Raw genomic sequence first — 13,269 nt, forward strand, 5'->3', positions numbered from 1 at the left:
GAAATGGCAAAAGCAATGAGCGGACAAAAACTTGTGACCCCCGATGCCGAAGGCCTTGCCGCAGCAGCCAAAGCGGCCGATAAAGACAAGGGTTTGCCGCCTGTCCACCTGTGGAACCCGCCGTTCTGCGGCGACCTGGACATCCGTATCGCCCGCGACGGCAGCTGGCATTACCTCGGCACGCCCTTCACCCGGTTTGAACTGGTCAAACTGTTCGCCTCGATCCTGAAACTGGAGGAGGGCAAGTATTACCTTGTCACCCCGGTTGAAAAGGTTGGCATCACTGTCGAGGATGCCCCTTTTGTGGCGGTGGACTTCAATGCCGAAGGTGAGGGGCGCGATCAGGTCATCACCTTCACCACCAACATCGGCGACACCGCCGAGGCCGGCCCGGACCACGTGATCCGGGTGAAACGCGACGCGGAAACCGGCGAGCCCGCTCCTTACGTCATGGTGCGCGCCGGACTGGAGGCGCTGATCGACCGCAAGAGCTTCTACCGGCTGGCGGAGCTTGGCGAACATCACGATGGCTGGTTCGGCGTCCGGTCCGGCGGCGAATTCTTTCCGCTGATCCCGTCGGCAGAATTGGAGGCGGATTAACGTCTAAGGAAAGTTCCGCCTGGCCGCAGGCCGGGCAGTGCCCGTCCCGCCCCCCACGGGGCGGGCGCTACGCTTCCCACCCCGCCGGAACGAGCGCCGCCCTTAGCGAATTTTCACAAATAGCGCAGAGTTTCTTCACGCCTGGCTGCCGCTCAGCGGCTCCGCCAGCCTGGGCCGCTGGTCCTGGGCGACGATCACGCCAAGCCCGACTACCGCGGCGCCAATCGCCTGCGGCCACTCCCAGCTTTCGCCCAGGAACAGCATCAGGATCATCACATAGAAGGGCGCCAGATTGGTGTGGAAGGAGGCCAGCGCCACCCCCAGCCGCTCCACCGAGGACAGCCACAACAGCTGGCTGATCATCACCGAGACCAACCCGAAGATCAGCAGCATCTGCAGCTGATAGCCGTCCACGGGCGCGCTGGGCAGCCATTCGCCGCCGAGCATTGCCGTGCCCGCGGTCATCGCACTGGCCAGAACCAGCCCGCCGCAGATGGTGACTGCACTGCGCCCTGAAGGCGACAGGTCCGGCAGTTCGCGCACCGCGGCGGAACTCGCCCAGGTGTAAAGCGTGATCGCGGCGGCTGCCGCGGCGGCCCCCAGCCCCAGCTCCGCGCCGCTGAGCGAGCTGGTGGCGATAATGCCGCCGATGACCGTTGCCGCCGCGCCAAGCGCGAACCGCACTCCCAGCCGCCGCTGGCCCTGCAGCATTTCAATGACCCCGCCTATCACCGGCGCGGCTGAGCAGATCAGCGCCGCCGTGACCGCATTGGTCAGCACCTGCGCCTGGATGATCAGATAGGCGCTGGCGCCAAAGCCGAAGAAGCCGATCATCAGCCCCTTGCGCCAGGGCGCGCGCAGCACCGTCTGCACGCCTTCGCGCATCCCCCACAGCAGCAAGATCCCGGTGGCCGCCAAAATCAGCCGTGCGGCCAGCAGGATCACCGGCGGCCAGGTCTGCAGCAGCACCTCCGCCGCCGGAAAGCCCGCTGACCAGGTGATCATCGCTGCCGCCGCCAAGGCATTGCCGCCAAGCGCTTTGGTGTGCGGCGGCGCGGATGCGGAAGGGCCTGCGGGCAGGCGCTCGGGGTTCATCGTCATGGCTGCTATCCTCAGGGAATCCGGCGAAAATATGCCGGTTTTCTGCAGTTGCAGCCGAATCCCCGGCCTGTGTCTTGCGGGAAAGCGACAATGCGTCGTTTTCTATCTCTTGGCCTTACGGATTTGCGCGGGATAAACCACCGTGAAGCCAGGAGAAGCCTAATGCCCAGATTCGCAGCCAACATCTCGATGCTGTTTGCCGAGCTGCCGTATCTCGACCGGTTCCAGGCCGCTGCGGCGGCAGGGTTCGAGGCGGTGGAAATCCTCTACCCTTATGAGCTGGCAGCCAAGGAGACCCAGCGTGCGCTGCTGGCCAACGGGTTGGAGCTCTTGCTGATCAACGCACCGCCTCCCAATTACACCGGCGGCATGCCCGGCTATGCGGCGGTGCCGGAAGGCGTCGACCGCTTCCAGCGCGACATCCGCCGGGTGCTGCGCTATGCTGAAGCGCTGAAGGCGGGCAAGATCCACGTGATGGCGGGCTATGCCAAGGGCACGGCGGCGCAGCAAACCTTTGTCGAAAACCTGCAATCGGCCGCGGACCGGGCGCCGGAACAGCAATTCACCATCGAGCCTTTGAACAGCGGCGACCAGCCCGGTTATTTCCTGGACGATTACAACCTGGCGATGGAGGTACTGGAGGCGGTGGACCGTCCCAATGTCGGCTTGCAGTATGATGCCTATCACGCCCAGCTGATCCACGGCGATGCGGCCAGGGTCTGGGACATATTCGGCCGCTACGCGGTGCATGTGCAGATCGCCGCCGCCCCGGGCCGCTGCGAGCCGGGCACCGGGCCGGTGGATTTCCAAGAGCTGTTTGCCGCTATTGAGGCCAGCGGCTATGACGGATGGATCAGCGCTGAATACACGCCCTCGACCCGGCGCACCGAAGACAGCCTCGGCTGGATGCGCTGAGCCGCCGCAGATCAGCTGTCATATTCGTGAATTGAAATGTGAATTCCGGCGCGGCATAACGGCTGCAAGATCACAGGAAGGACCCCGCCGATGCTGCCCGCCCGATTTGCTCCTGTTCTGTTCAGCCTGATTTTGTCGGGGCTGATGTCTTTCATCGTCACCGGCGTGGCGACTTGGAAAGCGCTGGGGGTCGGTACGGGTTTTGGCGGCGCCTGGATGCAGGCCTGGTCGGTCAGCTGGCCGATTGCTTTCGCCGTTGCTTTCACCGCAGCGCCGCTGGTGCGCAGGCTGGTGGCGAAACTGGTCAAGCAGCCCGCTGGCGGCTGAGACCGGGCATCACAGGACAAGGAAAACTCCCGCCCGCCGCAAGCAGCATCAAAGATGCCGCAGCGTCCGTTGGGCGTGGCGCCGCTGACGCGGCGCAAGGCTTTTGCTGAGAAGCCCCTAAGGGCAGGTCTGCCCTTGAGGGGCGTTTTCGATTGTTTTTCTGCTGGGCCGCGTCAAGGGCAAGCCGCGCTGACCGCGCGGAGGCTGCGCCTCCCTTGACCCGGAGCGGAGAGGGTCCGGCACATCCCGCGCTGCGTTAGCAGCGCCCGGCCCAACAGGATGAGATCGCCAGATCGAAGCCGGGCGGGAGTGCCCCGCCTGCCTCGTAGGGGGCCTGCTTTAATGTGCCTCTGCCCAGTTCTGGCCGCGGCCTGCATCGACCACCAGCTTCACGTCCAGATGCACCGCCGGATCTGCGGCGGTCTCCATCACCTGGCGGGCGGCTGCGATGGTCTCCTCCACTGCCGATTCCGGCACTTCGAACAACAGTTCGTCGTGCACTTGCAGCAGCATCCGCGCGGGCAGATGGGCAATCGCTTCCGGCATCCGGATCATCGCCCGGCGGATCACGTCTGCAGCTGTCCCCTGGATCGGTGCATTGATCGCGGCGCGTTTGGCAAAGCCGGCCTTCGGCCCTTTGGCGTTGATCTCCGCCGTGTGGATCTTGCGCCCGAACAGGGTCTGCACATAGCCGTGCTCTTTGGCGAACTCCACCGTCGCGTCCATGTATTTGCGGATACCGGGGAAGCGCTCGAAATAGCGGTCGATGAACCCCTGCGCGTCCTTGCGCGGAATGCGTAGGTTGCGCGCCAGGCCAAACCCGGAGATGCCGTAAATCACACCAAAGTTGATCGCCTTGGCCTGGCGCCGGATTTCCGGCGTCATCTCCTCCAGCGGCACCTCGAACATCTCCGAGGCGGTCAGCGCGTGAATATCGACGCCTTCCGCAAAGGCCTGTTTCAGCGCATCAATCCCGGCCATATGCGCGAGGATACGCAGCTCGATCTGGCTGTAGTCGAGCGACAGGAGCACATTGCCCTCTTCCGCCACAAAGGCCTCGCGGATGCGGCGGCCCTCGTCGGTGCGCACCGGGATGTTCTGCAGGTTCGGATCGGTCGAGGCCATGCGCCCAGTGCTCGCCCCGGTCTGGGCGTAGGACGTATGCACCCGGCCGGAATCCGCGTTGATGTGATCCTGCAGCGCATCCGTGTAGGTCGACTTCAGTTTGCTCAGCTGCCGCCAGTCAAGTACCCGCGCGGGCAGATCATGCTCGGTGGCCAGATCCTCCAGGATGTCCGCACCGGTGGCATAGGCGCCTGTTTTGCCTTTCTTGCCGCCGGGCAGGGACATTTCGTCAAACAGGATCTCCCCCAGCTGCTTGGGAGAGCCGACATTGAAGCTGCGGCCCGCCAGCTCGTGAATCTCCGCCTCCAGCCTGGCCATCTTCTGGGCAAAGGCATTGGACATGCGGCTCAGCGTATCGCGGTCCACCTTGATGCCGTTGCGCTCCATATCTGCCAGTACCGGCACCAGCGGCCGTTCCAGGGTCTCGTAAACCGTGGTCACCTGCTCCTGATGCAGCTGCTGTTTGAACTGCTGCCACAGGCGAAGGGTGATATCTGCGTCCTCGGCCGCATACGGCACTGCGTCGTCAATCGGCACCCGGTCAAAAGTGATCGCCGATTTACCCGACCCCAGCAGCGGTTTGATCGGGATCGGCGTGTGGTCCAGATAGCGTTCCGACAGCGTATCCATGCCATGCCCGTGCATGCCCGCATGCAGCGCATAAGACATCAGCATGGTGTCGTCGGCCGGCGCCACATCGACCCCGTAGCGGTGCAGGATCTTGGCATCGTACTTCATGTTCTGGCCGATCTTGAGGATCGCCGGATCCTCCAGAACCGGTTTCAGCATCGCCACGGCGTCTTCCAAGGGCATCTGCCCCTCGGACAGCCCCTCGCCGCCGAACAGATCATCGCCGCCGGCCTTATGCGCCAGGGGGATATAGCAGGCCTCGCCCGCCTCCACGCATAGGGAGATGCCGACCAGATCGACGACCATTTCATCCAGTCCGGTGGTTTCGGTATCCACTGCCACCCAGCCGCGCTGGCGGATGCGGTCGACCCAGACTTGCAGTGCCGCGGCGTCGCGGACGCATTCGTATTTCTCCTTGTCGAACGGCACGGCCTCCGGGGCTGCGGCTTCGGAAACGGCAGCAGGCGCCTCCGGGATCGCAGGCGCATCCAGCCCCAGCTGATCGGCCAGCCGCTTGGTCAGCGTGCGGAACTCCATGCTGCTCAGGAACTCCAGCAGCACCTCTGCATCCGGCTCCATCACCTCCAGATCGTCCAGGGTGAAATCCAGCGCCATGTTGCAGTCCAGCTGCACCAGCTTTTTCGACAACTCAATCTGATCGCGCTTCTCGATCAGGGTCTGGCGGCGCTTGGGCTGCTTGATCTCTTCGGCGCGGTCCAGGAGGCTTTCCAGATCACCGAACTCATTGATCAGCAGCGCCGCGGTCTTGATCCCGATCCCCGGCGCCCCCGGCACGTTATCAACCGAGTCGCCCGCCAGCGCCTGCACATCCACCACCCGGTCGGGACCGACGCCGAATTTCTCCACCACGCCGTCGCTGTCGATGCGCTTGTTCTTCATCGCGTCCAGCATCTCGACGCCGCCGCCGACCAGCTGCATCAGGTCCTTGTCCGAGGAGATGATGGTCACCCGCCCGCCGGCATCCCGCGCCTGATGCGCCAGGGTGGCGATGATGTCATCGGCCTCGAAGCCTTCGACTTCCTTGCAGGCGATGTTGAAAGCGCGGGTGGCCTCGCGGGTCAGCGGGAACTGCGGCACCAGATCCTCGGGCGCCGGCGGGCGGTTGGCCTTGTAGAGATCGTACATCTCGTTACGGAACGACTTGCCCGAATAGTCAAAGATTACTGCCACATGGGTCGGCGCATCCGGCCCCTTGTTGTCCTCCACCTGCTTGAACAGCATGTTGCAGAAGCCCGCCACCGCGCCGATCGGCAGCCCGTCGGATTTCCGCGTCAAGGGCGGCAGCGCGTGATAGGCGCGGAAGATGAAGGCCGAGCCGTCGATCAAATGCAGATGGCAGCCCTTGCCGAATTGTGTCCCGCTCATGTCCGCCGCGCTCCCTGGAAAATCCGTTCGTGTTCTGTTTCCCGGTTATCGGTGATCCGGTGCGGAAGGGCAATTGCAGTTTGACGGTGGAGCGGTTCAATGCGTGCTGGTTCAGGCGCGGCCACGTCCGCAGAAAACAATCACGTTGATGGAGGCAGCTTGCAGGAGGGCGGAACTTCATCTGAACCTACTTCACTAGCGATGTGAAGAATAAACCCAGTGTCTGTTTGCCAATGGAAAGCAATTCTAACGGGCAGGGTTCTGGAGAACTTGCTATCCAGCGTTCTCCTGTACGACCCGGATGGTTCTCGGCACCGGATGATTTCAGCATAGTTTCCAGACCGAATTTGCATGTCGGCCCAATTATCGAATTCTGAAATTGCCTTTACCACATCGGAGTTGTTGTCTTGGTCTTCCGCGATGATTGAAAGCCAACTAACGACGCAAAAATCAAGCTCTTGAGAAGTCCTTTTACCCCATTGGAGTATAACGTTGGCCTCCCGATCCACCCAATTGTTGCCGGGCGATTCTTTCTGAAACTCCAATTCGGGTGCATCCGGAAACGGATCGGAGCTGCCAGGTTCCGGTGGTCGATTTGCGGCAAGCCGGGCGACGCATTGGTCAAAAAATGCGTCAAACATAGGTTCGTAAGGCAGGTTTTCCTCGGAATACACGGGCTGAGACGCAAGGAGAGAAATCAGGGCAATAAATAGGATGCGCATTTGAATTCCAAGTTAGTGCCATATGGGGCGAGTTTTTTTTGCAGTTTTACCCGAAACGCGGAACACTCAAAACACCCCCATCGCCAGCCCCGCACCCAAGGCCAGCCCCAGCTCCCGGCAGGCCTCCAGCTGATCCTCCGGGATCACCTTCTCCGCCAGAATGGCCTCGGGCGTTTGCGCATTGGTGCAGAGGATCAGCGGCTCCTGCACCTGTTTCAATCGCCAGCCGGTGGCAATCCGCGCGCATTGCCGCGCCGCGTTCTCGCCGTCGGAGCCGGCGCAGACCATCTGCGCATAGGGCCGTCCGTTGAGCCGTCCCAGCACCGGATAATAGCAGCGGTCGAAAAATTCCTTCATCTGGCCGGACAGCGCCGCCAGGTTCTCCGGCGCACAGAAGATGTAGCCATCCGCCGCCAGCAGATCCTCCGGCCCGGCCCCTTCGGCCCGCTTCAAAACAGTGGAAATCTCGCCGCGTGCAGCCCCCGCCGCAGCCTCTGCCATCCGGTGGCTGCCGCCAGTGCGCGAGTGGTAGACGATCAGAAGCTGTGCCATGCGCGCCATCCGTTTTCTTCGGCCCTGCGGGACCATACCGGGCGCTGGCAAATTTCTTCAAAGAAATTTGGCCGGAAAATTCGAATTTTCCGGTTCCCAGCCGCTGCAGGCCTGGGCTTGGCTGCGTTGAATCACTCCGCCGCCTTGGCTGCTTCCTCATAGATATACTTGCAGTCGCAATAGGGGCATTCCACGAAACCCTCGGCCTCGGGGATCTGCAGATAGACCCGCGGATGCCCCAGCGCGCCCTCGCTGCCGTCGCAGGCCACCTTGCGGCTGTTCACGATCCTGGTTTCCGGCGCATCAGGGCTAGGGGCGGGGCTCATGGCTGGCAGTCCTTTCACTTTTCGGCTAGGCGCTTTTATGAGCCAAGGAAAAACCGGGGGCAAGAGCGGCGATGACAAGCGATGCAATCCAGATCAAAGCTTTGCGCAAAATCTATGGCGGTTACAAGGGCCAGCCGGAGAAACAAGCGCTCACAGGCGTCGACCTGACGGTGCCGCGCGGCTCTGTCTTCGGGCTGCTCGGCCCCAACGGCGCGGGCAAATCCACTCTGATCAATATCCTGGCGGGGCTGGTGCGCAAGACCTCCGGCAGCGTCTCGATCTGGGGCTTCGACCAGGACGCAAACCCGCGCCAGAGCCGCGCCGCCATCGGGGTTATGCCGCAGGAACTGAACCTCGACCCGTTCTTCACCCCGCGCGGCGCGCTGGAGGTGCAGGCTGGGCTTTACGGCGTGCCCAAGCACGAGCGCCACAGCGACGAGATCCTGCGGATGATCGGCCTCTCGGATAAGGCAGAGGCCTATGCCCGGACCCTGAGCGGCGGAATGCGGCGGCGTCTGCTGCTCGGTAAGGCGCTGGTCCACCGCCCTTCGGTTCTGGTGCTGGACGAACCCACCGCGGGCGTTGACATCGAACTGCGCCAGATGCTGTGGGAGAACATCCGCAAGCTCAATGCTCAAGGCATGACCATCATCCTCACCACCCATTACCTGGAAGAGGCCGAGGAAATGTGCGACGAGATCGCCATCATCAATCAGGGCGAGGTGGTGGCGCGGGATTCCAAGGCGAGCCTGCTAGGCCGCCTGGATGCCAAGACCATGGTGGTGCATCCGGCGGTGCCCGCCACGGTACTGCCGCAGGGCGAGGGTATCGACGCCAGCTTGCGCGAAGACGGCGCCGTGGTGCTGCGCTACCGCAGCCGCCTGACCTGCGCCGAGGACGTGCTGGCCGCGGTCCATGCCGCGGGCATCAGCATCCGCGATGTGAAGACCGAAGAGGCCGATCTGGAGGATGTCTTCCTGTCGCTGACGAAGGCGGGATAAGGGGGGCTGCTCTCAACCCTTGGACGAACCCGCACTCGCGGTATTGGCGCTTGCGGCGGGTGTTGCGCGCTGATGTGAGCCGCGTGAATTTTGCGAACTGACGAATCTGTCTGACGATTGGGGCCTTCTCAATTTGATGGCAGGAGGTTTCGATGTCAGATCAACATGTTCCGGCGCTGGGCCGGCGGTTTCTCGAAGATATGCGGATCAAGAGGCTGCAGAGCCGCAGACGGTGTATCTGCGGGCGCTGCGCGAGGTCACGCATCTGAAGGCCGGTGATGCCGGCAGCGGCCGCATGCTGATCCGGGTTGACCGGGGCCAGGGCCGAAAGGATCGCCACTTGATGCTGCCGCCGATCTTGCTGGATCTGCTGCGCGGCTATTACCGCGAAGCGCGCCCGGCCGGATGGTTGTTTCCGGGGCGCAGCCGGTCCGATCCCGGCGCGGCAATTCAACCAGGCGTTCGGAGCGGCCTGCGGCTTTGCCCGGATCAAGAAGAAGGTCCTGCCCCGCACTCTGCGGCACAGCTTTGCTATCCCTCTTCTGGAAGGCGGGAGCGGAATCAGGATGATTTATTACCCGGCAGCCGATACGCTGTATCGATGAGAGGGCACGTGCATCCGGTGGCGCTGATCCGGCATCTATTGACACCGCAGAACCCGGACGGCGGTGCAGAGGACCAGTCAGGGAATTTTGTATCCACTCTCTGGAGCAAACCCTCCGGCACCAGCCGGAACCGCTTTAGCGTGAAAGAATCCGGTTATGGCCTTACCTTGGAAAATGATACCGGCAAACACTGCGTTTTCTGCCACCGCTATCACATCGTGCGATCCGCCAAATACCGCTGCAAGGTGCCGCGCGGGGCGTTGCGCCTGCGGGTGCGCGACATTTGCCGCCAGGTCTGTACTGAGAGCCGCCAGGTCTGTACTGAGAACGGTGTCAGCCTCTTGCGCGGGGTGCTGTCGGGCGGCCACGTGCATATGTTCGTCCCGGTGCCGCCCAAGCTCGCCATTCCGGATCTGGTGCGCAAGATGAAGGGCCGCTCGTCTTACCGGGCGCAGCGGGAGTTTCCGGTGATCCGCAGACGCTACTGGGGCTGCCGGTTCCGGGCGCGCGGGTGTTTTTCAACCACCAACGGAGCGATCACTGAAGACATCGTACTTCAGTGCCTGGAAAACCATATCGCCGATCCTGCAGGCGCCAGCCGGTAGTCGTTCAGTATTTGGGCAAAGATGAAGGGGCGGGGAACTTAAGGGGTAAATCCAAGTACCTTGCCACCAATGCCCTCTATATCACCTCCCGAAAGGAAAGCGTGATAAAAACAGCAACACGGGTGCTAACCGGGCTGCGTTTGGAGACGCGGCTATTGAAGACTATGAAGGCGCTGGCGGAGATATCTGGATATTTCGGTGGCCGAACTGGTCGAAGGCATGGCGCTGCACGCTTTTGAGGGCAAGGCGCCGTTCTCGGACGAAACCCTTGGCAAGATCGAAGCGCTGCGCGCAGTCTACGGGCTGGACCTGACCGTCGCCGACAGCCACGGCCTGACGGAGGATCCGCAATGAGCGCACGTGCCGACTATGCCGTGATGGCAGCGGAACTGGCCGCGGGCGGCTATCAGGACACGGACGCCTCCCTGAATGGCAATGCCGATCTCCTGCAGCCGGGCGTGTTGGGCAGGTACTTCCCGGCGAAAACGCTGGCCAGCGATCTGGCACGGCGGGTGCCGGTTCTGGCGCCGCGGAACGCCAGCAGCGGCGCAGCGGCGCTTGAGTATTTCAGGAAAGATGAGGGGGCTTGCAGGAGACTAGCTGCCGCCAAGCGGCCCGATAACGCCAACTGTGGCAGGAATGCCGGTTCACCCCGGCGCGGCAAGGCGTTAGAAGGCTTGCGAACATTGCCCAACCTTGCCTAGCCCCGGAGCCGACCCATGACCGCACCCAAACCCGTTGTCCTGTGCATTCTTGACGGCTGGGGCAGTGGCGAGCCGGGCAAGGCAAACGCGCCCTATCTGGCGAACACCCCAACCTTCGATGCAATCCTGGCCAAGGGGCCGGCCGCCCGGCTGATCACCCATGGGCCGGATGTCGGTCTGCCGACCGGGCAGATGGGCAATTCCGAGGTCGGCCACACCAACATCGGCGCGGGCCGGGTGGTGGCGATGGATCTGGGGCAGATCGACCTGGCGATCGAGGATGGATCGTTCTTTGAAAACGAGGCCCTGCAAGCCTTTATCGCGCGGCTGAAGGAAACCGGCGGCGCGGCGCATTTGATGGGGCTGGTCTCGGACGGCGGCGTGCATGGGCATATCAGCCACATCCTGGCGGCAGTGAAGGCGGTGACGGATGCAGGCGTGCCGGTCTGGTTGCATGCCATCACCGACGGGCGCGACGTGGCGCCGAAATCGGCCTTCCGCCACTTCCGCCGGCTAGAGGAAAAACTGCCCGAAGACGCGCGGATTGCCACCGTGACCGGGCGATATTTTGCTATGGACCGCGACAACCGCTGGGGCCGGGTAAGCGAGGCCTATGACGCGATGATCCACGCCAAGGGCCGGCCGGGGATGAATGCCCACGGCGCGGTGGATCATGCTTATAACCAGTCGGAAACTGATGAATTCATCGCAGCCACTGTGCTGGCGGGATATGGCGGCGTGAAGGACGGGGACGGGTTCTTCTGCCTTAATTTCCGCGCCGACCGGGCACGGGAAATCCTGCGCGCCATCGGTGAACCTGGCTTTGCCGAATTCGACACCGGCATTCGCCCGGACCTGGCAGCCTTGCTGGGCATGGTGGAGTATTCCGACAGCCATAGCGATTACATGACTACGTGTTATCCCAAGGCGGCGATTGTGAACACGCTGGGCGCATGGGTGGCGAAGCAGGGCAAAAGCCAGTTCCGGCTGGCGGAGACCGAGAAGTACCCGCATGTGACGTTTTTCCTGAATGGCGGCAAGGAAGATCCGGAAGAAGGCGAAGACCGGTTCATGCCGAAGTCGCCGAATGTGGCGACGTATGACCTGCAGCCGGAGATGTCGGCGCCGGAGGTGACAGCGAAATTCGTCGAGGCAATTGAGGCGGACTATGACCTTATTGTCACCAATTACGCCAACCCGGACATGGTCGGCCATACCGGTGACTTGAAAGCGGCGATGCTGGCCTGCGAGGCAGTGGACCGCGGGTTGGCGCAGGTGGTTGAAGCCTTGGAGAAGGCGGGCGGCGCGATGATCGTCACCGCTGACCATGGCAATTGCGAGGTGATGGTGGATCCCGAAACCGGCGGTGCCCATACTGCGCATACGCTGAACCCGGTGCCGGTGGCGCTGGTCGGCGGGCCGGAGGGTGCGCGTTTGCGCGATGGCCGGCTGGCAGATCTGGCGCCGACCCTTCTGGAGCTGATGGGGCTGGAGAAGCCGGCGGAAATGACTGGAGAGAGTCTGCTGTCATGACTTTGCGTGCGGGCCTTTTGCTGCTGGCGCTGCTGGCCGCGCCGCTGCAATCGGCAGCGGATCCGGCAGGGGCCGCGCGCGAGGCGGCGGCGCAGCTGGAGGGGGTCTCGGTGCAACTGCAGGAGGCTGACAGCTCCCGCGACCGGGTGAAGGCGCTGACCGCAACCGTGCAGGCGTTCGAGGCCGGGCTGGCGGCGATGCGCGACGGCCTGCGCCGGGTGGCGCGGCGCGAGGCGCAGTTGAGCGCGCAGCTGGCCGCACGGCAAGAGGAGGTCTCGGGGCTGCTGGGGATTATACAGACCATTGAAACCTCGCCGCCGCCGGTGCTGATGGTGCATCCCTCCGGCCCTTTGGGCGCGGCGCGGTCGGCGATGATGCTGGCCGAGGTGACCCCGGCCCTGCACGCCAGGGCGCAGTCGCTGAAGGCGGATCTGGATGAGGTGCAGGGCCTGCGGCGGCTGCAGCAGAACGCGGCCAGAACGCTGGAAGAGGGGCTGGCGGGCGTGCAGTCCGCGCGGGTGCAGCTGTCGACCGCGATTGCCGACCGCACCACCCTGCCGCGCCGCTTTACCGCCGATCCGGTGCGCACCGCGATCCTGATTTCCTCGACCGAGACGCTGTCGGGCTTTGCCGACGGGCTGGCCGAGATTGCCGGTGGCAATATCGCTGAAACCAGCGCTGACATCAGCGATCTGCGCGGCACCCTGACGCTGCCGGTCGAAGGGCTGGTGTTGCGTGGATACGGCGAACGGGATGCGGCAGGCATTGCCCGCCCCGGTCTGTTGATTGCTGCCCGTCCGCGTGCCCTGGTCACCGCGCCGGCCGCTGCCACAATCCGCTACCGCGGGCCGCTCTTGGATCTGGGCAATGTGGTGATTCTGGAACCGCAGGCGGACACGCTGTTTGTGCTCTCCGGCCTGGCCGAAGTGTTCGGCGAGGCGGGCCAGGTGATTCCCGAGGGCACCCCGGTCGGCCTGATGAGCGGAGAAAACCCCAAGCCGGATGCAATTCTGTCACTAAGCGGTGAAGGGGGTGGAACTGACCGGACAGAAACGCTCTATATAGAAGTGAGAATGGACAACAGCCCGGTGGACCCGGAAACATGGTTCCGCACTGGAAAAGGTGGATGAAGGCTTG

15 protein-coding genes are annotated in these 13,269 nt (G+C 63.3%); 9 read left to right on the forward strand and 6 right to left on the reverse strand.

Annotated elements, in window-relative coordinates; genetic code table 11:
• Positions 1–15: 15 nt before the first annotated feature.
• Positions 16–600, forward strand: a complete 585-nt coding sequence (locus A2I95_RS07020) for a DUF1285 domain-containing protein (RefSeq protein ID WP_291729077.1) — start codon at positions 16–18, stop codon at positions 598–600.
• A 135-nt stretch (positions 601–735) separates the two neighbouring features.
• On the opposite strand, the gene A2I95_RS07025 is transcribed toward A2I95_RS07020, so the two are convergent.
• Positions 736–1,701, reverse strand: coding sequence for a DMT family transporter (locus A2I95_RS07025; protein WP_291729078.1), 966 nt, complete (start codon positions 1,699–1,701; stop codon positions 736–738).
• 162 nt (positions 1,702–1,863) lie between these two features.
• Between A2I95_RS07025 and A2I95_RS07030 the strand changes: the two genes are divergently transcribed.
• Both A2I95_RS07030 and A2I95_RS07035 read left to right on the forward strand, forming a co-directional pair.
• Positions 1,864–2,616, forward strand: a complete 753-nt coding sequence (locus A2I95_RS07030; RefSeq protein ID WP_291729079.1) for a TIM barrel protein — start codon at positions 1,864–1,866, stop codon at positions 2,614–2,616.
• 90 nt (positions 2,617–2,706) lie between these two features.
• The gene (locus A2I95_RS07035; protein WP_291729080.1) at positions 2,707–2,943 is read left to right on the forward strand and encodes a DUF2798 domain-containing protein; all 237 of its coding nucleotides are present in this window, start codon (positions 2,707–2,709) and stop codon (positions 2,941–2,943) included.
• Between the two features lie 339 nt (positions 2,944–3,282).
• On the opposite strand, the gene polA is transcribed toward A2I95_RS07035, so the two are convergent.
• The 4 genes from polA to A2I95_RS07055 form a co-directional block, all read right to left on the reverse strand.
• Positions 3,283–6,084 carry a DNA polymerase I gene (polA, locus tag A2I95_RS07040; protein WP_291729081.1) on the reverse strand — a complete coding sequence of 934 codons (2,802 nt, stop codon included), beginning with the start codon at positions 6,082–6,084 and terminating at the stop codon, positions 3,283–3,285.
• 140 nt (positions 6,085–6,224) lie between these two features.
• Positions 6,225–6,806: a hypothetical protein gene (locus A2I95_RS07045; RefSeq protein ID WP_291729082.1), complete on the reverse strand. Its 582-nt coding sequence runs from the start codon at positions 6,804–6,806 to the stop codon at positions 6,225–6,227.
• Positions 6,807–6,872: 66 nt separating this feature from the next.
• Entirely contained in the window at positions 6,873–7,358 is a 486-nt protein-coding gene (locus tag A2I95_RS07050; RefSeq protein ID WP_291729083.1) for an NAD(P)H-dependent oxidoreductase, read from the reverse strand.
• Between the two features lie 131 nt (positions 7,359–7,489).
• Entirely contained in the window at positions 7,490–7,684 is a 195-nt protein-coding gene (locus tag A2I95_RS07055) for a zinc-finger domain-containing protein (RefSeq protein WP_291729084.1), read from the reverse strand.
• A gap of 71 nt (positions 7,685–7,755) precedes the next feature.
• Between A2I95_RS07055 and A2I95_RS07060 the strand changes: the two genes are divergently transcribed.
• Entirely contained in the window at positions 7,756–8,685 is a 930-nt protein-coding gene (locus A2I95_RS07060) for an ABC transporter ATP-binding protein (protein WP_291729085.1), read from the forward strand.
• Positions 8,686–8,845: 160 nt separating this feature from the next.
• Here the strand turns inward: A2I95_RS07060 and A2I95_RS07065 are convergent, their stop codons facing one another.
• The gene (locus tag A2I95_RS07065) at positions 8,846–9,178 is read right to left on the reverse strand and encodes a hypothetical protein (RefSeq protein ID WP_291729086.1); all 333 of its coding nucleotides are present in this window, start codon (positions 9,176–9,178) and stop codon (positions 8,846–8,848) included.
• A 120-nt stretch (positions 9,179–9,298) separates the two neighbouring features.
• On the opposite strand from A2I95_RS07065, the gene tnpA reads away from it, so the two are divergent.
• From tnpA to A2I95_RS07090, 5 genes are all read left to right on the forward strand, one after another.
• The gene (gene tnpA / locus A2I95_RS07070; RefSeq protein WP_367151008.1) at positions 9,299–9,895 is read left to right on the forward strand and encodes an IS200/IS605 family transposase; all 597 of its coding nucleotides are present in this window, start codon (positions 9,299–9,301) and stop codon (positions 9,893–9,895) included.
• Positions 9,896–10,093: 198 nt separating this feature from the next.
• Positions 10,094–10,249: a hypothetical protein gene (locus A2I95_RS07075; RefSeq protein ID WP_291729087.1), complete on the forward strand. Its 156-nt coding sequence runs from the start codon at positions 10,094–10,096 to the stop codon at positions 10,247–10,249.
• Positions 10,246–10,599 carry a hypothetical protein gene (locus A2I95_RS07080; RefSeq protein WP_291729088.1) on the forward strand — a complete coding sequence of 118 codons (354 nt, stop codon included), beginning with the start codon at positions 10,246–10,248 and terminating at the stop codon, positions 10,597–10,599. The genes A2I95_RS07075 and A2I95_RS07080 overlap by 4 nt, the downstream gene beginning before the upstream one ends.
• Positions 10,600–10,614: 15 nt before the next feature.
• On the forward strand, positions 10,615–12,132 hold the full coding sequence (gene gpmI / locus A2I95_RS07085; protein WP_291729089.1) for a 2,3-bisphosphoglycerate-independent phosphoglycerate mutase: 1,518 nt from the start codon (positions 10,615–10,617) through the stop codon (positions 12,130–12,132).
• Positions 12,129–13,262 carry a peptidase M23 gene (locus A2I95_RS07090; RefSeq protein WP_291729090.1) on the forward strand — a complete coding sequence of 378 codons (1,134 nt, stop codon included), beginning with the start codon at positions 12,129–12,131 and terminating at the stop codon, positions 13,260–13,262. The genes gpmI and A2I95_RS07090 overlap by 4 nt, the downstream gene beginning before the upstream one ends.
• The last annotated feature ends 7 nt before the right edge of the window (positions 13,263–13,269 follow it).

The sequence above is a fragment of the Leisingera sp. F5 genome (assembly GCF_001593695.1).